Genomic DNA, 25,049 nt, shown 5'->3' with positions numbered 1-25,049 from the left:
CGCTCGCCCCCGAGGCCCCCAGACGTGCCACCAGGCGTGTGCATCCTGCCGTCGTTCCGGGTGCTGACGCGCCCGCGAGGTGCCGACGCCATGACCCCGTCCGTTCCCCTGTCTCCGCTTCCTCCTTCTCCCGCTTCCACTGTCGCGGCCCCGGTCCGGCCGCTGCTGCCGTGGGTGCGCGCCCCACGCCGGACGCTGGCGGCTTCGCTGGCCCTGGGTGTGCTCGCGGAGGTCCTGTTCGAAAAGGCGCGCTGGGGCCTGGGCTTCCCGTTGCTGGTGGCGGCCCTGGTGGGCGCGCTCGCGTGGCTGGGCGGACGTGAAGGCTGGCAGCGCGCGCGGCCCAACGCGTGGCTGCTGGCGCCGCTGGGGTTGGTGAGCGTCTTCGTGGCGGTGCGGGACAGCTCCTGGCTCCTGTCTCTCAACGTGATGACCGCGGCCGTGCTCCTGATGATGCTGTCGCACTTCTGGGCCGCGGGCCGCGTGGAGCGGCTGGGTTTCGCCGACTATGTTGTCGTCTTCTTCGGCTCCGCCGCGCAGAGCCTGCTCTACCCGCCGGTGCTCGTCCGGGACAGCGTGGACGTGCGCGGGCTCAAGACCCACTCGCGCCTCCTGGGGGCGCTGTCGCGAGGCCTGCTGCTGGCGCTGCCGGTGCTGCTGGTGTTCGGGCTCCTGCTGGAATCAGCGGATGGGGTCTTCTCCTCCACCCTGCAGCGGTTCCTGTCGTTCGACCTGGACCTGGGCACGCTGATGTCGCGCGGCCTCGGCGTGGCGCTCGGCGCGAGCGTCGCGGCGGGCGTGCTGGGGCATGCGCTGCGCCGCCGCGCCATGAAAGAGCTGGGGGACGCGGAGGTGGCTTCAGCCACGCCGCGCCTGGGGCTCATCGAGGCGCTCACGCTCATCTTCGCCGTGAACGCGCTGTTCTTTGTCTTCGCGGCCTTCCAGGTGGCGTACCTGTTCGTCGGTGACGCGTCGTCGCCCGCTTCCGGCTACACCTTCGCGGAGTACGCGCGGCGCGGCTTCTTCGAACTTGTGGTCGTCGCCTCGCTGACGCTGGCGCTGGTGATGGCCCTGACGCGCTGGACGCGGCGCGAGACGCGCGTGGCGCAGACCGTCTTCCGCGCGAGCACGTCGTTGATGGTGGTGCTGACGCTGATCATCCTCGCGTCGGCGATGCGGCGTCTGTCGCTGTACGAGGACGCGTTCGGCTACACGCTGCTGCGCGTGCACACGCATGTCTTCATGGTGGCGCTGGGCGCGGCGCTGGCCTGGCGCGCGGTGACGCTGTGGTGGAAGCCGGAGCGCTTCGCTGTGGGCGCCTTCGCCACGGCCCTGGGCTCGGTGCTCGTGCTCAACTTCCTCAACCCGGAGGCCTTCATCGTCCGCCACAACCTGGAGCGGTATGCGCGCACCGGTTCGTTGGACACCGAGATGTTCTACGACCTGTCCGCGGACGCCGTGCCCGGGCTGGTCCTGGCGGACTCCATCATTGAAGAGGCGTCCCAGTGGCGGCTGGCGCCCGTCCTGAAGGAGCACCGGGAGCGGCTGTCCCAGGAGGACTCGGTGCTGGAGTGGAATGTCTCCCGCTTCCTCGCTCGCCGGGCGTTGCTGCGGTCAGGAGCCTGGAGCGCGCCCGGCCCTGACGGGTCAAATTGACAAAAAATGCGTCCGTTGTCACAGTGTCCGCATGGTGACGACGATGACGGAAGACGAGACCGCCGCGCGCCGAGCGAAGATCCTGCTCGCCGCGCGGTGGTGTTTCCTCAACTTCGGCTTCGCGAAGACGTCGTTCGAGGACATCGCCAAGCGGGCGCACCTCTCGCGCACGCTCCTCTACCGGGTCTTCAAGGACAAGGAAGACATCTTCAAGGCTGTCTTCGTGGACTGGCTGGTTTCGCGCCATCCCCTCGCGATGCAGGCGGCGAACGCACCGGACCGCACGCCGTATGAGCGCTTGCTCGACGTTTGCCGCGTGATGATGATCGAGCCCTGGGCGGAGATGGTCGGTACGCCGATGGGAGGCGAGTTCCTCGCGGCCTGCGAGCGGATCGATCCCGAGACCGATGCGCTCCATCGCAAGATTGCGCTGCGGTGCGTGGCCTCCATCCTGGGCGATGAGGCGAGCGCCGAGGTCTTCCTGCTCGCGCTCGACGGTCTCCTCGCGGACGAGCCCAAGGCGGCGGTGCTGGAGAAACGAACAGAGCTCCTCGCGGCGCGCTTCGCCCCTCCCGCGAAGGAGAAGGGGAGGCGGAAATGAAAGTCATCATCTTCGGTGCGACCGGAATGGTTGGAGCGGGCGCCCTGCGCGAAGCGCTCAGTGCCCCTGAGGTCGAATCCGTGCTGAGCATCGGGCGACAGCCGTGTGGCGTCGAGCACCCGAAGCTGCGCGAGCTGTTGCTGAACGACCTCTTCGAGTTCGCCGCCATCGAGGACCAGCTCGTTGGCTACGACGCCTGCATCTGGGCGATTGGCGTCAGCTCGATGGGACTCGACGAGGCGGCCTACGCCCGATTGACCGAGGAGCTGACGCTCGTCTGGGCGCGCGCGCTCCTCCGGCTCAACCCCGGACTCTCCTTTTGCTACTGCTCCGCAGGGGGCGCTGGCGGGCGCTCGATGTGGGCGCGCGTCCGGCAGCGCGTGGAGGGCGCGCTGAAGTCCATGCCGTTCCGGCATGCCGGCGCCGTCCGCCCTGCATTCATCCGGGCGGGGCCCGGGATCCGGAGCCGCACGCGGGCCTATCAGGTCGGAGTGGTCCTGATGAAGCCCCTGAACCCGATCATTCCGTTCTTCATCCGGGTCTTCCCGTTCTTGTTCACCACTTCCGAAATCCTCGGCCGCGCGATGCTCCGTGTCGTCGAGGGGAAGGCCGATCGCTTCATCCTTGAGTCGTCCGACATCAACAGGGTCGGCGCATGAGCGCGACGACTCGCTCGCTGCGAGTCGCGAGGCTTGGCGTCGTCGCGCTGGTGCTCCTCACGCTCGCGGGCGCCTGGTACTCCGACGTCTTCGCATGGCTCTCCGAGCCGAAGGTCCTGGCCCACACGCTCATCGAGATGGGGATATGGGGCTACCTCGCGTTCATCGTCGCGTACACGGTGCTCCAGCCGTTCGGTGTCCCCGGGTCGATCTTCATCGTCGCGGCACCGTTGATCTGGCCGTGGCAGACAGCCTTCGCGCTCTCGATGATCGGGACGATGTCCGCGAGCGTCGTCGGCTTCTCGTTCGCGCGCTTCGTGGCGAAGGACTGGGTTTCCGCGCGCATTCCCGCGCGGTTCCGCAAGTACGACGACGCACTGGAGAGGCGCGCCTTCCAGACCGTCGTGGTCCTGCGGTTGGTTCTCTGGATGCCGCAGGTGCTCCACGGGTTCCTTGGCGTCTCGAAGGTGGGGTTCTGGACCCACTTCTGGGGCTCGCTGGTGGGCTACGTGCCGCCGCTGCTCCTCGTGAGCTACCTCGGCAACGAGATGTTCGACGCGTCGGGGCGGATGCAACCCGGCGCGTGGCCCATCCTCGCCGGCCTGCTCGTCGCTTCAGTTCTCTTCGCCGCGCTTGCCCGGGCCTGCGAGCGCGGGCGTCACCTACGCAAATTCTGGAGCAACTCATGACGCAGGACCTCGCAGGCAAGGTGATTCTCATCACCGGAGCGACAGACGGAATTGGCAAGGCGGCGGCGACGGACTTCGCCAGGCGCGGAGCGACGCTGACCATCGTCGGTCGCAACAAGGAGAAGACCGCGCAGGTGCTCGCGGAGCTGAAGGCCGTGAGCGGCAACGACAACCTCGGCTTCCTCCTCTGCGACTTGTCGCGGATGGCCGACGTGAAGCGTGCCGCCGAGGAGTTCAAGGCCAGGCACGACCGGCTGGACGTCCTCGTGAACAACGCCGGCGCGACCTTCAAGGCGCCGGTGAAGGGCCCTGACGGCTTCGAGCTGACGTTCACCCTGAACCACCTCGCCTACTTCCAACTGACGACGTCGCTGCTGGAGCTCATCCGGAAGACTCCAGGCGCGCGCGTCGTGTCGACGTCGAGCTCCATGCAGGCGCGCGGGGTGCTCGACCTCGAGAAGACGCCGACCTCGCTGGAGGGCTCGGGCCCACGGGCCTACGCGGCGTCGAAGCTCGCGAACGTCCTCTTCACGAAGGAGCTCCAGCGGCGCCTGGAGGGCACGACGGCGACGGCGAACTGCTTCGAGCCGGGCATGGTGCGCACTCAGTTTGGCGGCTTTGGCTCGGACCAGGGGTTTCTGCTGAATGTCGTCTACACACTCGCGAAGCCCTTCTCGAATACGCCAGAGCAAGGCGCCGACTCCCTCATCTGGCTCTCCACTTCGCCGGAGGCGGCCCCGCTCAAGGGCGAGTACGTCTCGAAACGACGGCCAGTGAAGCCGCAGAATCAGGCTCTGGACCCGAAGCTCGCGGCCGGCCTGTGGATGCTGAGCGAGAAGCTCTGCGCCGAAGCCTCGGCTCGCGCGGCGGTCGTGTGAGGTCCAATCGCAGGGTGCACTCGCCGGTTTAGGGGACACGCTCTAGATTGCCGCGCCATGAGCGAAGTCGCCGGACGCCGTGTCTCCGCCTTGCCCCCCATTCCCGCGGTCCTCATCGCCGTGGTGAGCGTGCAGGGGGGCGCCGCGCTCGCGAAGGGGCTCTTCCCCGTCCTGGGCTCGGTGGGGGCCGCGGGCCTGCGGCTGGTGCTGGCGTCGGTGATGCTGCTGGCCTACTTCCGCCCGCCGCTGTTGCGCTACACGCGGGCGCAGTGGGCGGCCGTCGTGCCGTATGGCGTGGCGCTGGGCGTGATGAACCTCACGTACTACCTGGCCATCGCGCGCATCCCGCTGGGGCTCGCGGTGACGCTGGAGTTCGTGGGGCCCTTCGTGCTCGCGGTGGTGGGCTCGCGCAAGGTCTTGGACTTCGTGTGGGTGCTCTTCGCGGCGACGGGCATCGTGTTGATTACCCCGTGGACGGCGAAGCCCGGCGGGTTGGATCCGCTGGGCGTGGTGCTGGCGCTGACGGCGGGCGCGTGCTGGGCGCTCTACATCCTGGCGGGCGGAAGGCTGTCGCGCCGCGTGCCGGAAGGGCAGGGCGTGGCGGCGGGCATGGTGGTGGCCATGCTGACGGTGCTGCCCTTCATGCTGCGTGAGGGCCACCTGGAGCGGATGACGCCGGGACTCTTCGCCGCGGGCGTGGGCGTGGCGCTGTTGTCCAGCGCGCTGCCGTACTCGCTGGAGATGATGGCGCTGGGCCAGCTCTCCAGCCGCACCTTCGGCATCCTGATGAGCCTGGAGCCCGGCGTGGCGACGGTGGTGGGTTGGTTGTTCCTGCGAGAGCAGCTCACCCCCCTGCAATGGCTGGCGGTCGCTCTGGTGAGCGTGGCATCCGCGGGGGCGACGCTGACGGCGAAGCGGCCTCCTCCGCCCGTGGAGGTGTGAGGTGGTAGGTTTTCGCGGATGCGATGGCTCTCCGCGTTGAAGGTGCGCCTCATTGCTCGGCGGGCGCCGTGGTGGGCGAGTCCCTAACGCTGTTGAGCGACGATGAGTCCGCGTCGCACATCGACGGCGTAGAGCCCTCCGGCATCCGAGGCTGTGTCGTTCGGGTCGCAGACTTCGGTGTGCGCGTAGATGCCGACCAGGACGATGCCGTCCGGCAGCTGCTCCACCGACACCTGGTAGATGTCGCGACGGAAGAGGCACAGCTCGACCGGCGTGGCGTCCTTGGGGGGCTTGCGGTCCAAGGGGAGAAAGTCATCCATCGCGAGTTGGACGGCGGTCGCGATGTCCCCATTGAGCAGTGTTGTCCGGCCCTCCTGAAAGGGGAGGGCAGGGAAGACGAATTTCTGGGCCTCTTCGGGAGGCGCATGCGGTGGGCGCGTCGAGCGCTGGAACAGCGAGCACCCGCTCAACGCAACGAGCGATAGAACGAGGAGCGAGGCCCGACTCATCGGGAGCCCTCTGGCACGGGCTGAATGATGCCGTTCACTTTGTCCATGACGCGCCCGATGAGCACCCAGCGGCGACCCTCTCTCATATAGACCTCCCCAGGGCGTTCCTGCTCAAGGTACGGAATGTACATCTGCACGGAGCATGTGGCGTCCATCTGCACGCGGAACGAGTATCGCTGGCGAGACTTCCAGCGGTCTTGGATGGAAAGCGGCGAGTAACGCCACGGGTGGGTGTGGTAATCCGCGAGGATTGCCGTCCGCCCCCGCTCATCCACCACTCTTTTCGGCACGCGGCAGTCCTTGAAGTCGCTGTTCTCAGCGCTGGGGCGCCGCGTCTCCAGCGCAGCGGGCCAGGATGCATAGTAGCGACCCTCATAGGAGTAGATGACCCCGCAGTACTCCTGGCCATATTCGCCTCGCGGTGGCGCAGCGGCGGGCAACTCCATGAGCGGGGCGCACAGTTGGTCGATGATGGCATCTGCTTCGACGGAAGAGTCGATGACAGGCCACGGCCCGCGGACCCATGGAGTCTCGCGACCGTCGCGGGCCTCAATCCCGAAGTATGTCCCGTAGCCATCCCGGAGATAAGAATAGCCGCTGCACGCCGCGAGCAGCGTGAGCGCCACCAGCCAGCGCAATGGCGCCATGCCTTTCCTGGTTCCCTCTGCGCCGTGGGGAGCGCTCGCGTCGTGCAAGCGGTGGCGGGAGTCCGGCATGGGATGGCATGTCATCGAGCACAAAGAATCAAGTCAACCCAAGCAAGACATTCGCGACTGCAATCAGGACGTGTGTCCGGCTCGTGCTTCGCCGACTCGAGCGAAGAACCTGAGCCGAGCCCCGCCGCCCTTTCTGTCCGAGCATGGATAACGCAGCAGGCGGAGACTCCGGGCGGTGCGAGGTGCGGCTGATGCTAAAGCGAAGGCGCCCCGGAAGTGGCTGGCGGACCTCGCGACGCTCGCGGTGAGGCGGGGTCGGGCGGGTGGCGACGCTGACGGCGAAGCGGCCTCCTCCGCCCGTGGAGGCGTGAGGTGGTAGGGTTTCGCGGATGCGATGGCTCTCCGCGTTGAACATGCGCCTCTCCTGGATGCTCGGCCTGGCCAGCGTCCTTTTCGCGTCCAGGGCCTGGGCCCGGGGGGATGCGGACGGTCCGGGGCCGGCCTTCTTCGTGGGGGCCGCCGTCGTGGTGGTGGGGCTCGTCGCGGGAGGGGTGCTGCTCTTCCTCAACGTCACCGGCCGTCAGCGCAGGTACTCCCCCATCCTGGGGATCCTCACGGGGATTGGGACGGTGGTGCTGGGGATGGGATTGAGCGAGCCGCTCCTGTCGGGCGAAGACGATGGCGTCATGGAGGTCGCCCTCTGGGGCATCGTCATCGGCGGCGTCTGCGAAATCATCGCGGCGGGATGGGCGATGCTGCGCCCAGGCCGTGACCCGGGCGCAGCGCCGAAGAATCCTCAGAGCTGATGGAATGCTAGAGCGCGCAGGCGCCGTCGTACTTCAGAATGACGAGCCCAGCGTTGCCGCCGCCGATCGAGGACCGGCCCGCTTCCGCCGGCAGCGTCGTGGCGTTGGACCACGTATTGGCGCCCAGGCCTGCTGAACTCGCTCCGCCATTTCCGCCCGAAGAACCTCCAGAGGCTTGAGCCGCGGGGCCCGAACCTCCGCCACCTCCGCCGAAGCCACCGCCGCCTCCCGCGATGTTCTCGTGTCCCGCTCCACCCGCCAGTCCCGTTCCTCCTCCGGCGAGGTCGGTCGAGCCGCCCGCGCCCGCGCTGCCCGGCTGGGCCGGAAAGGCGCCGAAGAAGTCGGCTCCCGCCTCGCCGCCTCGATTGCTGCCACCTTCGGCTCCAGAACCGCCACCGTTTCCCCCCGCGGCGAATGCGACCAACTGGCCGGCGCTCAGAATCGCGCTGCTGCCACCACCGCCACCACCTCCCACACCATTGGGGGAGGTGCCTCCTCCTCCGCCGCCGAAGTACCCCGCGCCACCACCGCCCCTGCCTCCCGAGAGCCAGTATCCATACCCCCCGCCGCCTCCGACGAAGACCTCCAGGTTCTCCCCGGCGCCCCACGTGAAGCTGCCCGCCGCCGCGGCACCGGTGCCACCGGTCTCCAGGGTCACCCCTCCGCCTCCGCCGCCCACCATGCCGTAGGTCACATTCAGGGGCGTGGAGAAGTCATTCGTCGTCAAGAGATGGGAGGTGACGGCCTGGATGCAGATCTCCACCCGGACCGTGAACACCTGGGTCGTCCGCTGGCCGCTGGCGTCCTCGACCGCCAACGTGAGGGTCATGTCAGCACCTCCCGTATTCGCCGGAGGCATCCAGACGATCTCGCTTCGATTCGCGGTGGTGACGGGCGTGGCCAGGGTGCCTCCGCTGGCGCTCCAGGTGAACGTCAGGGCCGCTCCCTCCGGATCCGTCGCGGTGGCGAACAGGCGCAATGTCTCTCCGAACCGGGTCACGGCCGCTGACTGGAAGACCTGTCCGATGACGGGCGGCAGGGTCGGCACCTGGAGCTGGATGACATTGAGCCGCAGCGTGCCCGCGGTGCTACCGCCGCGGCCATCCGTCACCGCGACCATCACCTTGCACTGACCGCCCGTGGGCTCGGAGGCTGGCGCCGTCCAGACGCTGTGCGCAGCCGTGGTGGTGCTGAAGCCGCCGCCGCAGTCATCGCTCCAGGCGTAGGTGAGCGCGTCGCCATCCGCGTCCGTTGCCGTCACGTCCAGCGTCACGGTGCCACCGGGCGCCACCTGCCCGAACGGCGTGCCCTTCACCTGTGTCACCACGGGCCAGGTATTGAACGAGACCGCCACGTTCGCGTTCCCTGTGTCCTGGAGCACGGCGATCCGCAGCGTCACGCCGGACTGCGCGTCCCGGCCGTCGGAGACGACGACATCGAGTGAGTAGTTGCCAGGTGTCGCGGGCGCGGTCCAGGTGGGGTTCGCCACGGAGGCATTGCCGAAGGCGCCGCCATCCGCCGTCCAGGCATAGGTGAGCGCATCGCCGTCCGCATCCGAAGCCGAGAGGCTGAGCGTCACCGTCTGGTTCGCGCGCACCTGGTAGGTGGACGCGGAGATGCCGCCGATGCGAGGCGCGCTGTTCTCGAAGGGCGTGGGGGCGGTGCGCTGTTGGAGCAAGAGCACCACCACCGCCGTCTGGCCTGACTGGATGGTGACACCCGTCGCCTGGCCCTCATAGATGGCGGTGCCGCTCGCGTCGAAGGCCTGGGCGCTGAAGGTCCGGTCCGCGCCCGCGGGGATGTTGCCAATCACCCCGGTCCACTGAGAACCCGATTGCTCCAGCGTGGCGTTGAGGGGCGTCATGCCCGGCCCGGTGATGGCCAGTTCCACGCGAGCCACGTCGGAGGACGCCAGGTCCTGGGCGAGGGTGCTCACGTGGACGCTGCCCGTCGCAACCGGGCGCGTCTCCGAGGCGCAACCGGAGAGCAGGGCAAGGAAGGGCAATGCTACGCAGAGCAGCCAGGAACTGCCTTTTTGTTGCATGGATTTCTCGTGCGCCGTGGGGTGAGGCGAATCACTCTACCGGTGGTTTCGAGAAATACAATGCGGGTGAGTCAGGTCCTTGGTGTGTCTGGTTTGACTCTGGCTGCTGTCTACAGGCTGATTTCAAGGAAACGAATCCAGCGCCGCGAGCAGCCGGCCCACGTCCTCCGCCGTGTTGTAGTGGAGCAGCGATGCGCGCACCGCGCCGTCAGGCATGAGCCCCAGCGCCTCCGCGGCCATCGTCGCGTAGTAGTGCCCCGCCGCGACGCCCACGCCCTGTTCCGCCAGATGCTCGGCCACGGTGCGCGGCGACACGCCGGTCACGTTGAAGCAGAAGGTGGCCACGCGCCCGGCGGACGTCTTCGGTCCGTAGAGTTGCACGCGCGGGTGCCGGGACAGTTGCTCCAGCGCGGCCTCCAGCAGTGGCTGCTCCAGTTGCTCGATGCGCTGGAAGGCCCGCGTCAATCCCTCACGTCCCGGCTGGCCACCGCCCAGCACTTCACGCAGGTAGCGCAGCGAGCCCAACCATCCGGCCCAGCCTTCGTGGTTCGCCGTGCCCGGCTCGAACTTCTGCGGACCGTCATCCGGCATGAACCACAGCTTGTCCGCCGGAAGCCCCGCGAGCAGCTCGCGCCGCACGAACAGACAGCCCAGGTGTGGACCGAAGACCTTGTACGGAGAGAACACCGCGAAGTCCGCGCCCCAAGCGCGCACGTCCGGCAGGTGGTGCGGACCGGAGTGCACCGCGTCCACGAACAGCCACGCGCCCACGCCGTGCGCCACCTCCGCCGCCGCGGCCACGTCCGGCGTCGCGCCCACGGAGTTCGCCGCCGCTGACACCGCCACCAGCCGCGTGCGCGGCGTGACGAGCTTGCGCAGCTCGGAGGTCTCCAGCCGTCCCTCCGGCCAGCTCGCGCGCCAGGTCGTCACCTTCACGCCCTGCGCCTCCAGCGCGCGCCACGGGGCCGCGTTGGATTCGTGCTCCAGCTCGGAGATGACCACCTCGTCGCCCGCCTGGAAGAGGCGTGAGACGGCCCGGCCCACCTGGAAGGTGAGCGCGGTGGCGCTGGGCCCGAGCATCACCTCGTCGGGCCGGCAATGGAGGAACTCCGCGGTCTCCTCGCGCGCCCGGGCCTTGAGCGCCGTGGCCACGCGGGAGGCGGGGTAGGGCTGGCCCACATTGCAGCTTCCACCCGAGAGGAATTGATGGATGGCGTCGATGCAATGCGTGGGCACCTGCGCTCCCGCAGCGTTGTCCAGGTAGCTGAAGCCGGACCGCAGGGCGGGGAAGTGCTCGGCGAAGGGGGAGGGCATGGGACGCGAAGCATAGCCCTCCACCCTTCAGGAGGAACTACGGCGTGCCGAAGTCCTGCGTCCAGTACGCGCGGTACGTGCTGGAGGGCGCGTTGTAGTAGCCGATGCCCGTCTGCGTCAGCGCCCCGTCCATGATGTTGTTGCAGTGACCGGTGCTGGCCATCCAGCCGTCCACCACCGCCTGCGCGGTGCCGTAGCCCGCGGCGATGTTCTCCGCCGCCCTGCGGTAGCTGTAGCCCGCGGACGCCATTCGCTGCCACGGCGTGGAGCCGTTGGATCCCGTGTGGCTGAAGAAGTTGTTCGTGCCCATGTCCTTGGAGTGCTTGCGCGCCGCACAGCGAAGCTTGTCATTGGTCGTGAGCGCGCCCACCGCCGGCTTCGCCACACCACCACAGGTGGCGCCCGCGGCGCGGCGCTGGTTGATGAGCGTGAGCACGTCCGTCTCGAACTTCACCCAGGCCGGGTCCCACGTCGTCACGTCGTCGCAATACGCGGCGCTCGCGCTCAGCCCGTTGCCGGCGACCTCCGTCTGCGCCGGCGGCACCACGACGCCCTCACCCCGCGGCGTGGGCGCCTCCTCGCCTCCACAGCCGCCGAGCAGGGCAGCGGCGCTCAGCAACGTCAGACACAGCGAACGGGGCGAGGGCTTCATGGACAGACCTTTCACCGGCGGGGGCCGGTCAGGGGGAGGGGTTCAGCGAGATGCATTCTTGTCGGTTATTCCTGGTTTCCGCCATGGACCCTCCGTGCATTGTGATTGACGCGTGAAACGACAGGGTTGTGTCCGCGGTGTTGGTGATGGAAAGTTCTTTCACCGTGAAGACGCCTTCCGCTGCGCCTGTCATTCGTTCCGTGGTGCTGGACACCAACGTGGTGCTGGACGTGTTCGTCTTTGACGACGTCTTCACGCGGCCGTTGGCGCAGGCGCTGCGTTCGGGCGCGCTGACGGCGTGGGTGGACCGGCACACGCTGAAGGAGCTGGCGCTGGTGCTCGCCTATCCCTCGTTCAAGCTGACGGCGGACGCGCAGCGGATGGTGCGCGACGCGTACGGCGCGCTCGTGCGTATCGCCGACGGTGAGGGCACTCCGGTGGAGCTGCCTCCGTGCCGGGACCGGGATGATCAGAAGTTCCTGGAGCTGACGGCCCGCGCGGGCGCTTCATGGCTGGTGAGCAAGGACCAGCGCGTGCTGTCCATGAGCGGCGGACGGCGGCTGCCCTTCGACGTGCTCTCGCCTCGCCGTGCCTCGCAGGTGCTCGAAGCGGAAGGCTTCACACGGAGCGATTGAAGCAGGCAGGCAGGGGTGCGCACGCGCAGTCAAAATCGCGCTCCGCGCTTGGTGACCCGGGCATCTCGGGCCATCCTGCGGCCCGGTGCGTTCCTCACTCCTGATCCTCCTGTTCTGCGCCGGCTGCGCCGCGCGTGTCGTCACCCCTGTCCCGGCGCCCGCTCCGGCGCCGGCCCCGGTGCAGGCCTCGCCCGCGACGCCGCCCGTGGAGACGCCGGCCGCGACGCCGCCCGCGCAGGCCCCGGCCGCGGCCGAGCCCCAGGCCACGCCCGCGGTGAGCGCGTCCGGGGCCCCTGTCGCGATGCCCTCCCCGGCGGAGGTCGCCGCCGTCGTCACCGCCGCCGCCGTGCGGGAGAACCCCTGCCCGGTGGACGCGGAGGAAGAGGACGACGAGGCCACCGCGGCCACCGACGACGAAGGCGTGAGCGAGGAAGGCGAGATGCAGGCTCCGCTCGCGCCCGCCGCGCCCTCGGGGCCGCTGTACACCGCCGACCTGTCCGACGAGGCACTCACCGAGGCGTGGAAGAAGGACCCGGCCACGCTGGGCTCCATGTCCATCGGCTTCGTGGAGAGCGGCCGGCAGCTCAACAGCGTGCGCGTGCCGGATGACAAGGATTGGCTCGTGGTGTCGCCGGACATCGCCTACGGCACGCAGGAGACGGTGGACTACGTGGCCGCCGCCATCCGCGCGGTGCGCGCGCAGTACCCGAACGTGCCCACGCTGCGTGTCAACCGCCTGTCCACCAAGGACGGCGGCTACCTGCGCCCGCACAAGAGCCACCAGAACGGCCGCGATGTGGACTTCGGCTTCTACTACCCGACCGCGGAGCCGGTGCGTGAGCGCGAGCGGGAGCGCTACATCGACGTGGCCATGAACTGGGCGCTGGTCCGCTCGCTGGTGGTGAACACCGACGTGCAGATGATCCTCGTGGACAAGCGAGTGATGAAGGTCCTGTACGACTACGCGCTGTCCATTGGCGAGGACAAGGTGTGGCTGGATTCGCTGTTCAACGCGGGCTTCAACTCACTCATCAAACACGCGCGCCGGCACCGCGATCACTTCCACGTGCGCTTCTTCAACGGCCGCGCGCAGGAGCTGGGCCGCCGGGTGGCGCCGCTGCTGGCGCTCCAGCCGGACCAGAACCTCATGATGTACAAGGTGCGCAACGGGGACACGCTGGGTGGCATTGCGTTGCGTCACAACTCCAGCGTGGTGGCCATCAAGAAGGCCAACCGGATGCGCAACACGTTCCTGAGCATTGGCCGGCGGCTGGTGATTCCGCTGAAGGGCCCGTGCACGCACTGCCCCATCCCCCCGCCGGTGCAGCTGCCGGCGCGCCGGCTGCCTCCCCAGGCGCAGGCCCCCGCTTTGGTGAACACGGCGCCCGCGGCTTCGGGCAAGCTGCCCAACCCGTGCACTCCCGCCGCGCCGGCACCGACGCCGGTGGCCGTTCCCACGGGTGTTCCCTCCGGTCTGTCGACCGGGCGCTGAAAGGCTTCTGCTTCCATGGCAACTCCGCACATCTCCGCGTCTCCCGGTGACTTCGCTGAAGTGATCCTCATGCCGGGCGACCCCCTCCGAGCTCGCTACATCTCCGAGCGCTTCCTGGAGAACGCGCGCTCCGTCACGGCGGTGCGCAACATGCTGGGCTACACCGGCACCTTCCGGGGCAAGCGGCTGTCGGTGATGGGGCACGGCATGGGCGTGCCGTCCATCTCCATCTACGCGACGGAGTTGGTGAAGAACTATGGCGCGAAGGTGCTCATCCGCGTGGGCAGCTGCGGCGCGCTGCGCACGGACGTGAAGCTGCGCGACGTCATCGTGGCGATGGGCGCGGGCACGGACTCCAACGTGAACCGCATGCGCGTGATGGGCCACGACTTCCCGGCGGTGGCGGACTTCACGCTGGCCCGGCGCGCGGTGGAGGCGGCGGAGAAGCGAGGCAAGCCGGTGCGCGTGGGCAACGTCTTCACCTCGGACCTCTTCTACCACCCGCAGGAAGCGCTCAACGCGACGCTGGAGAAGATGGGCATCCTGGCGGTGGAGATGGAGATCGCCGGCCTGTACGGCGTGGCCGCGGAGTTCGGCGCGCGGGCGCTGTCCCTGCTCACCGTGTCGGACCACATCCGCACCGGCGAGCACCTGTCGCCGGAGGACCGTCAGACGACGTTCGACGAGATGATCGAACTGGCGTTGGACGTGGCCGCCTCCGAGGCGTGAGGACCTGAGCGCATGGCCTTGCCTCCCCGCAGGGGCCCGGGTTCCCCGCTGGCGCGCAAGGCCGCGCAGCGCACGCCGGGCCATCACTACAACGCGAGCTTCCTGAACTCGGCGGACCGCGCGGAGATATTGGCGTGGCTGGGGACGCTGCACCCGCTGTGGGAGGAGCGCTACTCGAAGCACTTCCCACCGCCGGAAGGCCAGCAGCAGCGGCGGTTGCTCAGGCCGGTGTACTGGCTGGGCAACTGGCAGTTCGCGTGCCTGGACTACTACCGGCCCCCGAAGGGCGTGAAGAACCGCTGCGTGAAGGCGGAGCCGTTCCCGGCGGTGCTGCAGCGGCAGATTGAGAAGGTGGAGGCGCTGGCGCGGCGGATGTTCCGGGGCCCGGACATGCCGCAGGGCTGGCACCTCAACACGTGCCTGGTGAACTTCTACGGCAGCAGGTTGGAGGACGGGCGCTGGGTGGACACCGCGCGCGTGGGCGAGCACAAGGACTTCGAGCCGGGCCCGGTGGCGTCGCTGTCCCTGGGCGAGCGCGCGCTCATCCAGTTCGTCACCTCCACGCGGCCCGGAGAGCGGGACGCGGTGGTGCTGGAGCAGTGGCTGGATGACGGAGCGCTGCAGCTCTTTGGTGGGGCGCAGTGGAAGGAACAGACGTTCCACCGGGTGCAGCGGGTGGACACGCGCGCGGGGCACGTGATGCCGCCGGAGCTGCCGGACTTCCGCACGCGGCGCATCAACCTGACGTTCCGGTACGTGCCGGACGCGCACGTGACGCCGTTCGCGGCGCTGAGTCCGGAGGCCCGCGAGGACGTGCGCCCGTACATGGAGACGCTCGCGAAGGGCAGCCGGTTCTTCCGTGAGGAGCTGTCGCGCGAACAGCCGCCGGTGAAGGCGGAGTAGGGCGCGGCGCCTCCCGGCCGGCGCGGTTCAAAACCTGTCCGACAGTCGGACAGGTTTTCGCGGTCCGGCTGTCGCCGGGGGATCCGACCACGGCGGGTGCCTGGGCCTGCCTCGCGTCCTCCAAACCTGTCCGACTGTCGGACAGGTTTTCGCGGTCCGGCCGTCGCCGGGGGACCCGACCACGGTGGGTGACGGGGCCTGCCTCGCGTCCTCCAAACCTGTCCGACTGTCGGACAGGTTTTCGCGGTGCGCCGCTGGCGGGGAGGCCCGGCAGGGGGCTCCCCCGACCGAAGGCTAGGAGGAGCCCGTCTCGGGGTTCGAGGACGAGGCCGCGGGCGGACGGGCCACGTAGCTCACCTGGGGCGCGGAACCCCGGGACGCACGTCCCGCGCCGCGCTCCGGGCCCTGACGGGGCATCCGGGGACCGTTGTTGGGCAGGTTGCCACGCGCCTCGCGGGGACCCGAGCCCGGACCCCGGCCATTCTGGCGCGGCTCGCCGGTCTGCTGCGGGGCGCCGTCCTGGAAGGAGCCGTTGTTGCGCGGAGGCCTGCTGTTCGTGCGCGACTGCGCCCCCGCATCTTCCTGGCGAGGCCCGCCGTTCTGCTGCGGACGCCCATTCGCGCGCCACTCGTTGCGAGGCGGCCGACCGTTGCCGTTCTGCGGTTGCGACTGGCCGTTCACACCCGACTCGCCGCCGTGAGGCTGGCCGTTCACTGCCGCCTCGCCGACATACCGTTGATCGTTCTGGCGCGACGGACCATTCGGGCCCGACTCACCGCCACGAGACTTGCCGTTCATGCGCGGAGGCCGGCTGTTCTGCTGCGACGCCTGAGCGTTCTCGCCAGAGGGCTGCCCGTTCATGCTCGGCTGGCCGTTCATGCCCGCCTCACCGCCGCGGGACTTGCCGTTCATGCGCGGTGGCCGGGCATTCTGCTGCGACGCTTGAGCGGTCTCGCTAGAAGGCTGCCCGTTCGTGCGCGGCGGCCGGCTGTTCTGCTGCGACGCTTGAGCGGTCTCGCTAGAAGGCTGCCCGTTCATGCGCGGCGGCCGGCTGTTCTGCTGCGACGCCTGAGCGTTCTCGCCAGAAGGCTGCCCGTTCGTGCGTGGCGGCCGGCTGTTCTGCTGCGACGCCTGAGCGTTCTCGCCAGAAGGCTGCCCGTTCGTGCGTGGCTGCCGGCCGTTCTGCCGCGGCGCCTGGGCGTTCTCGCCTATCGGCTGACCGTTCATGCGCGCCTCGCCGTTGGGCTGGCGCGGCGGACGTCCATCGCTGCGCGGGTTGCCGTTGCGCGGCCCGCCCTGCTGCGGCCGGCCGTTCATGCGCGCATCGCCCTGCGCCACCGGTGCACTCGCGCCCTGCGCCGGAGCGCCGTTGCGCGGCCCGCCCTGCTGCGGACGCCCGTTGTTGTTGCCGCTGGGCCGGTTGTTGCCGCCACCCTGCGGCGGGCGCGCTCCCGCGTTCTGCGGGGGCCCACCGTTCCCGGGCCGCGGCGCATTGCCGGTGCGCGGCGGCGGCTTGCCACCAAACCCACCGCGCCGGCGCCCATCGCGCGGGCTCGCCGTGACGATGGGCCGCCCACGCTCGCCGCCACCCTGGCGCAGCACCAGCGCCTCCAGCGCGCGCAGCTCCGCCTCCTCCGCGCTGAGCCCTTCCTCCACCTCCACCACGGGCGCCGGAGCCGGACGGACCTCGTTGCGCCGGGCCTCCTCTTGCTGGAGGAACCGCTCCTGCCGGGAGGACTGACGGCCCGTGCCACCCTGCCGGCGCGGCGCCTCGCGGAACGCGCCCGACGGCACGTACTCCGGCGTCAGTTCGCGCCGCACGTACGCGTTCCAGATTTCGCCCGTGTCACCCGCGCGGCCCGCCAGCCGGGTCGAGACGCCCTCCAGGAACTGCCGCACGTTGTCCAGGTCGCGGCGGAAGTAGAACTCCGCCTGGCTGTTGCGCGCCGCCGCCACCGTCTGCGGAAAGTCGATGATGGTCGGGCCGGACCCGCTCATCAGGATGTTGTAGGGCGACAGGTCCCCGTGAATGAGGTCCGCGCACAGGGTGCGAACCACCTGGGCCCGCAGGTCCATGTAGAGGGCCTCGGCCTCCTCGGGCGTCTGGGGCGGAGCCTCCACCAGCCGGGGCGCGGGCTGGCCTTCCGCGTCCCGCACCAGCTCCATGAGGAGGATGCCCTCGTAGAACAGCACCGGCGTGGGAACGCGCACGCCTTGTGCGTGCAACTTGTAGAGCGAGTCCGCTTCCGCGTTCTTCCACGCCTCTTCCGCGGCGGCCTGCCCGAAGCGGCTGCCCTTCTCCATGGCGCGGCGCGTGCGCGAGTTGCGCACCTCGCGGCCTTCCTTGTAGCCGGAGTTGTTGCGGAAGTTGCGCTCGTGGCGCTCCTTGTACAGCTTCGCTGCGACGACCTGGCCGGCGTGCTGGACGAGCCACACCTCCGCCTCCTTCCCCGTCTTCAGCTGGCCGATGACGGCGTCGATGATGCCGTCGGCGAGGAGGGTCTCGAGGGAGTCATTCATTCTTAAGCAAAAGGCCGGAACGGCACGGGGCGGGGAGCAACAGTCGCTGCGCACACCGGCGGCCCCTGCTCGCCATGATGCACGTTGGAGATGAGAACACCGGGTGGCTCCTGGTTTCCATCGCCGTTGCGCTGAACGTCATCCAGAAAGCCCACGTACCGCTTGCTAGCAGCTTGGGAAGCAGGGGGCCAGGGGTGCCCCCGTGCCTATAGCCTGTTCGGCGCCCACCGCTGCCCAGGGACCGGATTGACGTCCGCCCGGCGTCAAACGGTTTTCACGAAAGGAGCATTCCGCCCATGAAGATCCTGCTCGCGTGGGGTGTCCTGTTGGCCTCGCTGTGCGCCCACGCGGAAGACCGGGTCGCGACGGCCCGCAAGCGCCAGACGGCCGGCCTCATCCAGACGTTCAAGGAGGCGGGGCTGTCCTGGCCCCCGGAGGAGCTCTACCTTCGGGCCTTCAAGGTCGAGCGCGAGCTGGAGGTCTGGGCGGGCAAGCCGGGCCAGCCGCTGGTGAAGGTGCGCACCTTCCCCGTCTGCGCGGCCTCCGGCGACGTGGGCCCCAAGCGGGCCCAGGGCGACCTGCAGGTCCCGGAGGGCTTCTACACGGTGGACCTCTTCAACCCGAAGAGCGCGTATCACCTGTCCCTGCGGGTGAGCTACCCGAACGCGCTGGACCGCAAGCAGGGGGCCGCGAAGCCCGGGGGCGACATCTACATCCACGGCGACTGCGTGAGCATCGGCTGCCTGGCCATCGAGGACGGCCCCATCGAGGAGCTGTACGTGATGGTGTCCGAGGCCCGCGCGCGCATGGGCCGCGATGTGCCGGTGCACCTCTTCCCACGCCGGCTGGACGCGGCGGGGCTGGCGGCGCTGGAGGCCCTCTCCGGCGTCACCGACGCGCGCAAGGCCTTCTGGCGCGGCCTGGAGCCGGGCTACCGCCTCTTCGAGGAGTCCCGGCGTCCACCGAAGGTGAAGGTGGATGACTCCGCGTCCGCCTACGTGGTGTCGCCGGCTCCCCAGGTCCGGGCGCGCTGAGGAATTGGTAGAACCGGGTGCATGGGAGGGCCGCGCCGCCGGGGCCGGCCTCAGGGGGGAGTGCACGCACATGAAATCATCCGTTCCGCTTCAGGAGTCCGGACTCGCCGGGGGCGCACGAGCGCTCGAATCCCTCACGACGACGGAGCTGGCCGCCGCCCTGCGCGAGCGTCACGTCACCGCGGTGGAGGTGCTGGACGCCTTCCTCGCCCGAGCACGAGCGCACAACCCCGCGCTCAATGCCTTGGTGACGTGGGACGAGGCGCAGGCCCGGAAGCGGGCGGAAGAGGCGGACGCGGCGCTCGCTCGGGGCGAGCTGTGGGGCCCGCTGCACGGCGTGCCCTTCACGGTGAAGGACGCGTTCAGCACCGCCGGCCTGCGCACGACGTCCGCCCACCCGGCCTTCGCGGAGTACGTGCCCGCGCAGGACGCGACCGTGGTGGCCCGGCTCAAGGCGGCGGGGGCCATCCTCTTCGGCAAGACGAACCTGCCGCCGTTCGCGGGGGACTTCCAGACGGACGGGCCGCTCTGGGGCCGGACGAACAACCCGCATGACCTGGGGCGCACGCCGGGCGGCTCCAGCGGTGGTGCGGCGGCGGCGGTGGCGGCGGGGCTCACCCCATTCGAGGTGGGCAGCGACATTGGCGGCTCCATCCGGCAGCCGGCGCACTGCTGCGGCATCGTGGGCATCAAGCCCACGGAGCACCGTGTCTCCACCTTCGGCCACATCCCGGACCCACCGGGCGGGCCGCGCCACGTGCGCCACATGGCGTGCGCGGGGCCACTGGCGCGCTCGGTGGCGGACGTGCGGCTCATCCTGTCCCTCATCGAGGGCGCGGATCCGCGCGCTCCGGAGGTGCCGCCCGTCGTGCCGGTGGGGGCGGCGAAGCCCCGGGCCTTGAAGGGCCTGCGGCTGGCGTGGGCGGACACGCTGGGGCCCTTCCAGGCCGACCGCGAGACGCGTGAGCTGTTCCAGCGCTTCATCGCCGCTGCCAGCGCGGAGGGCGTCGTGGTGGAGCAGGCCGTGCCGCCGGGGCAGGACTTCGCGGACCTGGTGGAGGTGTGGGGGCTGATGGAGGGCGCCGAGGTGGGCGCGCCCCTGCCTCCGCCCGTGCGCGAGGGCTACCAGCAGCAGTTCCTTCCCTACGAGCGCGACCTGCTGGCGAAGGCCATCGTGCAGGGCACCCGCGTGGACATGACGGGCTACGGCACGGCGCTCAGCCGCCGGGACGTGCACATCGGACTGCTGGAGGACTTCCTGTCCGGCTGGGACGCGTGGCTCGTGCCGGTGGCGATGACGGCCGCGCCGCCGCACACGCCGTTCGGGGCGCCGTTGGACGTGGACGGCGTGCCTAGTGACTACCTGGAGGCCTTTGGCGGGTTCACCTGCCTGTTCAACGCGACGGGGAGCCCTGTCGTGGTGTTCCCGCTGGGGCGCACGTCGGCGGGCCTGCCTGTGGGAGCGCAGCTGGTGGGGCGGCGGTGGGCGGACGGGGCGCTGCTCGACGTGGCGGAGGCGCTGCTGCCCCTGGGCGGAGGCGTGCGGTGGCCGGCGGCGTTCACGCCCTGAGTCAGTAGACGCGCAGCAGGCGCGAGCGGCATTCGAAGTGCGGGTTGCGCACGTCGATGACGTAGACCTCGCCGGTGGTCTCATCGAAGTTTCCGGCGAGCAGTCCCGCGGCGGCCAGGGCGGCGAGGTAGACGTTGTCCGTGCCCTTCTTCATCTCGCTGACCTTGCGCACGTAGACGACGCGGCCCTCCACGGCCCACACGCTGCGGATGCCGTCCGTGTGCACGCCCATCGCGTCCGGTGGCGGGGGGGCGGACTTCCCCAGCGCGGGCGGGACGGCCTGGAGCACGTAGTCGTCGTAGGCGCGGTTGCCGCTGCGGCTGATGAGCTTCACCTCGCGCAGCAGGCCGTCCGGGCCCTGGAGCAGCTCCAGCGTGACGGTGAGCTTCATCGTGCTGACGCCGTGGGCGAAGTCCTGGAGCTCCTCGCCCGCCTGGGAGAGGCCGCGCAGGCGGTTGTAGCCGGGCTCGTCGCGGGCGCGCTTCGCGAGGAGTTCGCCCGGCTTGGGGGGCTTGCGAGGCCCGGGCATGGCTCCCGGGGAGCCGCTGGCGCCGAACTGCCGGGCCTTCTCCGCGTAGGAGTACAGCAGCTGCTTGGGGACGCTGGGCATGTCGAAGAGGGGCGGGGCGTCCATCTGCTTCTCCAACTGTGCACGCAGCTGGCCGAAGTAGGGATGGATGCGGCCGGTGTCCACGCGGTCGCGCGCGCGGCGTTCGTCGACGATGCCCTGCACGCGATCCGACACGCGCGCGTGTTCCTCGGCGGAGAGGGATTCGGCGGACAGGCTGGGGTCGCCGGGGCGCAGCGTGCGGCCTCCGCCCCGGGAGTTCTCCGGCGTCGTGATGATGACCCCCTTGCTCGAGCCGGGGGAGGGGAGCAGGTTCTGGGGAAGGGTGCCCGGAGGCCGGTCCCCGTCTGGAGCGGGCGCGCGGGTCGCGATGTCCAGGCGTGGAATGTCGTCCGCCGACGCGCGCGGAGCGTCTTCGGAGGGAGCGGGCTCGCGCGTCGCGACGGGAGGCGGAGGCGGCTCCGGGGGTTCACGCGTCGCTACGGGAGGCGGAGGCGGCTCCGGGGGTTCGCGCGTCGCGGTCGCTGGAGGTGGCTCGGTCGGCGCGTCCTTCACTGGCGCGCGCGGTTTGACGGGCGGCGGTGCGGACTCCGGCGCCTCGCGTGTCGCCACGGGGGGAGTCGGCGTGGGGACGCTCTTCGGCGGCGCACGCGTCGCGATGCCAGACGGTGGCGTGGCGGGCTCCCGGGCCGGAGGCGGTTGGACCGCTGGTGGCGCCGGAGTGACGGAAGGGGAGGTGATGATCTCCACCTCGACCGCTTTCTCGCGCAGCCGGGCCGTGCGTCCGGTGGGCGACGGATGAGGGTCCAGCGTCCACAACAGCCCGAAGATGAGGGCGTGCAGCGCCAGCGATATCAGTCCGGCCCATCCGAGACGTCGCAACCGCCGCATGCTCGGACACTTCCCAGAAAGCGCCCCCTGTCTCAACACGTTGAGGCGCGTGCGTTCGCGAACCGACGTCCCACCCGCCGAGCAGGCAACCCTTCAACGCAGGAAACGTCCCGGGGGTGACTCGACGCCCGCCGTGACTCCTGCTGTGCTGCCGCCTTCCACGTGCCTCCCATGCCCCTCGCCTGTCTGGACGAACCCACGTTCATGGACCTCCTGCTCGGGACGCTGCCTCCCGACAGGGCCGCGCTCGTCGACGAGCATCTTGACACGTGTCCCTCCTGCCGGCGCATGGTGTCCGAGGCGCTGAAGGTGCAGCCGCCCACGGACTCCGGGCCTGCTGCTCCGGAGGAGGAGGTCCTCGACAGCCAGCTGGCAACGCTGGCCGTGGACCCGTGGCGCGGAAAGAAGCCGCGCCTGAGGCTGCCCACGCCGCCGCTCGCGCGAGGCACGGCGGTGGGCCGCTACCTCATCCTGGAGATGCTGGGCGTGGGCGGGATGAGCGTCGTGTACGCCGCCTATGACCCGGAGCTGGACCGCCGCGTCGCGCTCAAGCTCCTCCAGGTGGAGGCGCTGGGGCTGGGCGCGGAGGCCGGACGCACGCAGGTGCTGCGCGAGGCTCAGGCCATGGCCCGCGTCTCCCACCCGCACGTCGTCTCCGTCTTCGACGTGGGCACCTTCGGCCGGCAGGTCTTCCTGGCCATGGAGCTGGTGGACGCGCACACGCTGCGCAAGTGGGAGCACGACGGTCCACACCCGTGGCGCCAGGTGGTGGAGCTCTTCCTCGCCGTGGCCCGCGGGCTCGCCGCCGCGCACGCGGTGGGCGTCGTGCACGGCGACGTGAAGCCGGAGAACATCCTCGTGGGCCAGGACGGCCGCGTGCGTGTCACCGACTTCGGCCTGTCGCGCATCATGTTCGGCGCCGTGGTCCCGCCGGTGATGCCGGGGAGCCCCACGCATCCGCGCGCCATGGAGGGCGGCACGCCCGCGTACATGGCCCCGGAGCAGTTCCCGCCAGAGGAGCGCACCGACGCGCGAAGCGACCAGTTCGGCTTCTGCGCCGCGCTCTACGAAGGCCTCTACGGCGAGCGCCCCTTCGCGGGCGCGACGGTGGAGGAGCTGTCCCAGGCGGTGCACGCGGGGCGGGTGAAGAGCGTGCCCCGGCACTCCGGCGTGCCGCAGTGGCTGCGCAAGGTGGTGGTGAAGGGCCTGTCGGTGAAGCCCGAGGACCGCCACGCGTCCATGGAGGCGCTCATCGCCGCGCTGGAGTCGGACCCCGCGGCGCGCCGCACGCGACGGCTGCGCGTGGCGGGCGCGTCGCTGCTCATGCTGTCCGCGGTGGGCCTCACGCACGTCCTCCACGGCCGCGACGTCACGGGCTGCGAGGGCGCCGCGCGCGCCATGGACGGCGTGTGGGACGCTCCCCGGCAGCAGGCGGTGGAGGCGGCCTTCGTCGGCACCGAGCGCCGCTTCGCGCACGACGCCTTCCGGCACGTGCGCCGGGGACTGGACGCGTACACCGCCGCGTGGGTGACGACGCGCACGGCGGCCTGTGAAGCCACCCGCGTGCGCCACGAGCAGAGCGAAGCGGTGATGGCGCTGCGCATGCGCTGCCTGGACGCGCGGCTGGCGGACGTGGCCGCGCTCACGCAGTTGTTCACGCAGGCGGACCCGGACCTGGTGGAGCGGGCGCCCCGCGCGGTGGAGGGGCTGACGCCGCTGGCGGGCTGCTCGGACGTGGAGGCGCTGACGTCGCGCGGCCACGCTTCACCCGACGACCCCGCCGCCAGGGACCGCACGGTCGCGCTGCTCCAGGCGCTCGTGGACGCGAGGGCACTGCGCGCCGCCGGCCGCTATTCGCAGGGCGTGGCGCGCGTGGAGCCGGTGGCCCAGGCCGCGCGCGCCGCGGGGGACTGGGCCGGCGCCGCGGACGCGCTGCTGCTGCTCGCGGAGCTGAAGGACGGGGCCGGGGACTACCGGGGCGCGGAGGCCACGGTGCTCCAGGCCGCGTGGACCGCGGAGGCCGGCCGCAATGACGACGCCGCCGCCCGGGCGTGGACGCTGGCGGTGCGCGTGACGGGCGAACGGCTGGACCATTACGCCCAGGGGCAGCAGGCCGCGGAGCGCGCCAGCGCCGCGGTGGAGCGGCTGGGCGCCAGCAGGGAACTGGCCGGCGCGCTCGCCATGAACCTGGGCCGGCTGTTGTCGCGCCAGGGCCGCTACCCGGAGGCCCACGAGCAGCTCACCCGCGCGCTGTCCTTCCTGGAGAAGCGCTTCGGCCCGGAGGCCCTGGAGGTCGCGGACGTGCGCGTGGAGCTGGGCACCGTGCGCCGCTCACAGGGGCGCGCGGAGGAGGCCCTGGGCCTGTACGAGCGCGCCCTGGGCACCGTGCGCGGAGCGCTGGGCCCCGAGCACCCGGACGTGGCGCGCATCCGCCTGGAGCAGGCCAGCGTGCGCTGGCAGCAGGGCGACTTCGTGCAGTCGGAGCGGCTGGCCCGGGGCGCGCTGGCGCTGCTGGAGCGCTCGCTGGGCCAGGACCACCCGCAGGTGGCGGACGCGCTCAACAGCCTGGCGCTGGCGATGCAGTACCAGGGCAAACGCGAGGAGGCGCTGCCCCTGTACGAGCGCGCGCTGCGCATCGCGGAGACGACCGAGGGACGCGACAGCTCCACGGTGGCCATCATCGTCAACAACATCGGCACGCTGCTGGTGCACATGGGCCGGCTGGAGGAGGCCACCCAGCGCTTCGCCACGGCGCTCGAGCAGGTGGAGAAGAGCCTGGGCCCGGACCACCCCACGCTGGCGCTGGTGCTCCGGGGCATGGGCCAGACGCTCAGCTACCGCAACCAGCCGGACCAGGCCCTGCCGTACTTCCAGCGCGCCGCCGCGCTCCAGACGTCCCTGCCTGACGACGTGAACGGCGGCTGGACGGGGGCCCTGGTGGACCTGGGGCGCACGTACATGGTGCTCGGCCGTCCGCGCGAGGCGCTGGCCCCGCTGGAGCAGGCCGTCGCCGGTTGGGAGCGCGCCCGGCCCCGTCCCGCGGAGCGCCCCGCCGCGCGCTACATGCTGGCCCGCGCGCTGTGGGACGCGAAGAAGGACCCGGCCCGCGCCGTCCGGCTCGCCGCCGAGGCCCGCCAGGAAGCCGGAGCGCTCCCCGACGACGAGTCCTCCGTGCCGGAGCTGCGCCAGGCGATGGACCGCTGGATCGCCAGGCTGCCCCCCGCCGCGCGCAAGGACCTCAAGGCCGCCATGGCTACGCCGAAGCCCGCGGACCCCGCCAGGGACGCGCTCGTCCGGTAATCGC

The 25,049-nt window shown here is 70.5% G+C and carries 21 protein-coding genes; 14 read left to right on the top strand and 7 right to left on the bottom strand.

Going from position 1 to position 25,049, the window contains the following annotated elements:
* The first annotated feature begins 90 nt into the window (after positions 1-90).
* The 6 genes from D7X30_RS14625 to D7X30_RS14600 are packed head-to-tail and all read left to right on the top strand — an operon-like array spanning position 91 to position 5,422.
* Positions 91-1,653, top strand: coding sequence for a DUF4153 domain-containing protein (locus D7X30_RS14625; RefSeq protein ID WP_147443189.1), 1,563 nt, complete (start codon positions 91-93; stop codon positions 1,651-1,653).
* 31 nt (positions 1,654-1,684) lie between these two features.
* A complete protein-coding gene (locus tag D7X30_RS14620; protein ID WP_199724309.1) occupies positions 1,685-2,254 on the top strand; it encodes a TetR/AcrR family transcriptional regulator in 570 nt (189 codons plus the stop codon).
* Positions 2,251-2,913, top strand: coding sequence for a hypothetical protein (locus tag D7X30_RS14615; RefSeq protein WP_120563524.1), 663 nt, complete (start codon positions 2,251-2,253; stop codon positions 2,911-2,913). The genes D7X30_RS14620 and D7X30_RS14615 overlap by 4 nt, the downstream gene beginning before the upstream one ends.
* Positions 2,910-3,602, top strand: a complete 693-nt coding sequence (locus D7X30_RS14610; protein WP_120563523.1) for a TVP38/TMEM64 family protein — start codon at positions 2,910-2,912, stop codon at positions 3,600-3,602. Before D7X30_RS14615 ends, D7X30_RS14610 begins: the two co-directional genes overlap by 4 nt.
* A complete protein-coding gene (locus tag D7X30_RS14605; protein WP_120563522.1) occupies positions 3,599-4,480 on the top strand; it encodes an SDR family oxidoreductase in 882 nt (293 codons plus the stop codon). The genes D7X30_RS14610 and D7X30_RS14605 overlap by 4 nt, the downstream gene beginning before the upstream one ends.
* A 57-nt stretch (positions 4,481-4,537) precedes the next feature.
* Positions 4,538-5,422 (top strand): DMT family transporter, encoded by an 885-nt coding sequence (locus tag D7X30_RS14600; protein ID WP_120563521.1) that lies wholly within the window; start codon positions 4,538-4,540, stop codon positions 5,420-5,422.
* Positions 5,423-5,505: 83 nt separating this feature from the next.
* Here the strand turns inward: D7X30_RS14600 and D7X30_RS41645 are convergent, their stop codons facing one another.
* Together D7X30_RS41645 and D7X30_RS14590 are read right to left on the bottom strand one after the other, a co-directional pair.
* Positions 5,506-5,724 carry a hypothetical protein gene (locus D7X30_RS41645; RefSeq protein WP_147443188.1) on the bottom strand — a complete coding sequence of 73 codons (219 nt, stop codon included), beginning with the start codon at positions 5,722-5,724 and terminating at the stop codon, positions 5,506-5,508.
* 203 nt (positions 5,725-5,927) lie between these two features.
* Positions 5,928-6,578, bottom strand: coding sequence for a hypothetical protein (locus D7X30_RS14590; protein ID WP_120563519.1), 651 nt, complete (start codon positions 6,576-6,578; stop codon positions 5,928-5,930).
* 398 nt (positions 6,579-6,976) lie between these two features.
* On the opposite strand from D7X30_RS14590, the gene D7X30_RS41955 reads away from it, so the two are divergent.
* Complete coding sequence (locus tag D7X30_RS41955; RefSeq protein ID WP_158619267.1) at positions 6,977-7,393, top strand: hypothetical protein; 417 nt, start codon at positions 6,977-6,979, stop codon at positions 7,391-7,393.
* Positions 7,394-7,400: 7 nt separating this feature from the next.
* Here D7X30_RS41955 and D7X30_RS14580 read toward each other — a convergent pair whose 3' ends face one another.
* The 3 genes from D7X30_RS14580 to D7X30_RS14570 all read right to left on the bottom strand — a co-directional run bounded on the left by D7X30_RS14580 (position 7,401) and on the right by D7X30_RS14570 (position 11,403).
* Positions 7,401-9,329, bottom strand: coding sequence for a hypothetical protein (locus D7X30_RS14580; protein WP_120563518.1), 1,929 nt, complete (start codon positions 9,327-9,329; stop codon positions 7,401-7,403).
* Positions 9,330-9,560: 231 nt separating this feature from the next.
* Positions 9,561-10,751, bottom strand: coding sequence for a cysteine desulfurase-like protein (locus D7X30_RS14575; RefSeq protein WP_120563517.1), 1,191 nt, complete (start codon positions 10,749-10,751; stop codon positions 9,561-9,563).
* A 37-nt stretch (positions 10,752-10,788) separates the two neighbouring features.
* Complete coding sequence (locus D7X30_RS14570; RefSeq protein ID WP_120563516.1) at positions 10,789-11,403, bottom strand: CAP domain-containing protein; 615 nt, start codon at positions 11,401-11,403, stop codon at positions 10,789-10,791.
* Positions 11,404-11,567: 164 nt separating this feature from the next.
* Here D7X30_RS14570 and D7X30_RS14565 point away from each other — a divergent pair, with 164 nt between their 5' ends.
* From D7X30_RS14565 to D7X30_RS14550, 4 genes are all read left to right on the top strand, one after another.
* A complete protein-coding gene (locus D7X30_RS14565) occupies positions 11,568-12,038 on the top strand; it encodes a putative toxin-antitoxin system toxin component, PIN family (protein ID WP_233591556.1) in 471 nt (156 codons plus the stop codon).
* Positions 12,039-12,123: 85 nt separating this feature from the next.
* Positions 12,124-13,530: a LysM peptidoglycan-binding domain-containing protein gene (locus D7X30_RS14560; protein WP_120563515.1), complete on the top strand. Its 1,407-nt coding sequence runs from the start codon at positions 12,124-12,126 to the stop codon at positions 13,528-13,530.
* Positions 13,531-13,545: 15 nt separating this feature from the next.
* A complete protein-coding gene (deoD, locus tag D7X30_RS14555; RefSeq protein WP_120563514.1) occupies positions 13,546-14,259 on the top strand; it encodes a purine-nucleoside phosphorylase in 714 nt (237 codons plus the stop codon).
* A 12-nt stretch (positions 14,260-14,271) separates the two neighbouring features.
* Positions 14,272-15,162, top strand: coding sequence for an alpha-ketoglutarate-dependent dioxygenase AlkB (locus D7X30_RS14550; RefSeq protein ID WP_120563513.1), 891 nt, complete (start codon positions 14,272-14,274; stop codon positions 15,160-15,162).
* A gap of 294 nt (positions 15,163-15,456) precedes the next feature.
* On the opposite strand, the gene D7X30_RS14545 is transcribed toward D7X30_RS14550, so the two are convergent.
* On the bottom strand, positions 15,457-17,682 hold the full coding sequence (locus tag D7X30_RS14545; protein WP_120563512.1) for an RIO1 family regulatory kinase/ATPase: 2,226 nt from the start codon (positions 17,680-17,682) through the stop codon (positions 15,457-15,459).
* A gap of 296 nt (positions 17,683-17,978) precedes the next feature.
* Between D7X30_RS14545 and D7X30_RS14540 the strand changes: the two genes are divergently transcribed.
* Both D7X30_RS14540 and D7X30_RS14535 read left to right on the top strand, forming a co-directional pair.
* Positions 17,979-18,716, top strand: a complete 738-nt coding sequence (locus tag D7X30_RS14540; protein ID WP_120563511.1) for a murein L,D-transpeptidase family protein — start codon at positions 17,979-17,981, stop codon at positions 18,714-18,716.
* 70 nt (positions 18,717-18,786) lie between these two features.
* Entirely contained in the window at positions 18,787-20,286 is a 1,500-nt protein-coding gene (locus tag D7X30_RS14535) for an amidase (RefSeq protein WP_158619266.1), read from the top strand.
* Between the two features lies 1 nt (position 20,287).
* Here the strand turns inward: D7X30_RS14535 and D7X30_RS42855 are convergent, their stop codons facing one another.
* Positions 20,288-21,745, bottom strand: a complete 1,458-nt coding sequence (locus D7X30_RS42855; protein ID WP_233591555.1) for a TonB C-terminal domain-containing protein — start codon at positions 21,743-21,745, stop codon at positions 20,288-20,290.
* Between the two features lie 171 nt (positions 21,746-21,916).
* On the opposite strand from D7X30_RS42855, the gene D7X30_RS43605 reads away from it, so the two are divergent.
* Entirely contained in the window at positions 21,917-25,045 is a 3,129-nt protein-coding gene (locus tag D7X30_RS43605; RefSeq protein ID WP_120563509.1) for a tetratricopeptide repeat protein, read from the top strand.
* Positions 25,046-25,049 lie beyond the last annotated feature (4 nt).

The sequence above is a fragment of the Corallococcus sp. AB011P genome (genome assembly GCF_003611605.1).
Lineage (GTDB): Bacteria > Myxococcota > Myxococcia > Myxococcales > Myxococcaceae > Corallococcus > Corallococcus coralloides.
The sequence above is the reverse complement of the archived record's forward strand: the minus strand, read 5'-3'. Positions and strand labels throughout refer to the sequence as shown.

Coding starts and splice junctions, on each gene's coding strand:
- D7X30_RS14535 (WP_158619266.1), top strand. CDS start 18,787: ATGAAATCATCCGTTCCGCTTCAGGAGTCCGGACTCGCCGGGGGCGCA.
- D7X30_RS14550 (WP_120563513.1), top strand. CDS start 14,272: ATGGCCTTGCCTCCCCGCAGGGGCCCGGGTTCCCCGCTGGCGCGCAAG.
- D7X30_RS14605 (WP_120563522.1), top strand. CDS start 3,599: ATGACGCAGGACCTCGCAGGCAAGGTGATTCTCATCACCGGAGCGACA.
- D7X30_RS14625 (WP_147443189.1), top strand. CDS start 91: ATGACCCCGTCCGTTCCCCTGTCTCCGCTTCCTCCTTCTCCCGCTTCC.
- D7X30_RS14545 (WP_120563512.1), bottom strand. CDS start 17,682: ATGAATGACTCCCTCGAGACCCTCCTCGCCGACGGCATCATCGACGCC.
- D7X30_RS43605 (WP_120563509.1), top strand. CDS start 21,917: ATGCCCCTCGCCTGTCTGGACGAACCCACGTTCATGGACCTCCTGCTC.
- D7X30_RS14610 (WP_120563523.1), top strand. CDS start 2,910: ATGAGCGCGACGACTCGCTCGCTGCGAGTCGCGAGGCTTGGCGTCGTC.
- D7X30_RS14590 (WP_120563519.1), bottom strand. CDS start 6,578: ATGGCGCCATTGCGCTGGCTGGTGGCGCTCACGCTGCTCGCGGCGTGC.
- D7X30_RS14620 (WP_199724309.1), top strand. CDS start 1,685: ATGGTGACGACGATGACGGAAGACGAGACCGCCGCGCGCCGAGCGAAG.
- D7X30_RS14570 (WP_120563516.1), bottom strand. CDS start 11,403: ATGAAGCCCTCGCCCCGTTCGCTGTGTCTGACGTTGCTGAGCGCCGCT.
- D7X30_RS42855 (WP_233591555.1), bottom strand. CDS start 21,745: ATGCGGCGGTTGCGACGTCTCGGATGGGCCGGACTGATATCGCTGGCG.
- D7X30_RS41955 (WP_158619267.1), top strand. CDS start 6,977: ATGCGATGGCTCTCCGCGTTGAACATGCGCCTCTCCTGGATGCTCGGC.
- D7X30_RS14540 (WP_120563511.1), top strand. CDS start 17,979: ATGAAGATCCTGCTCGCGTGGGGTGTCCTGTTGGCCTCGCTGTGCGCC.
- D7X30_RS14575 (WP_120563517.1), bottom strand. CDS start 10,751: ATGCCCTCCCCCTTCGCCGAGCACTTCCCCGCCCTGCGGTCCGGCTTC.
- D7X30_RS14600 (WP_120563521.1), top strand. CDS start 4,538: ATGAGCGAAGTCGCCGGACGCCGTGTCTCCGCCTTGCCCCCCATTCCC.
- D7X30_RS14615 (WP_120563524.1), top strand. CDS start 2,251: ATGAAAGTCATCATCTTCGGTGCGACCGGAATGGTTGGAGCGGGCGCC.
- deoD (WP_120563514.1), top strand. CDS start 13,546: ATGGCAACTCCGCACATCTCCGCGTCTCCCGGTGACTTCGCTGAAGTG.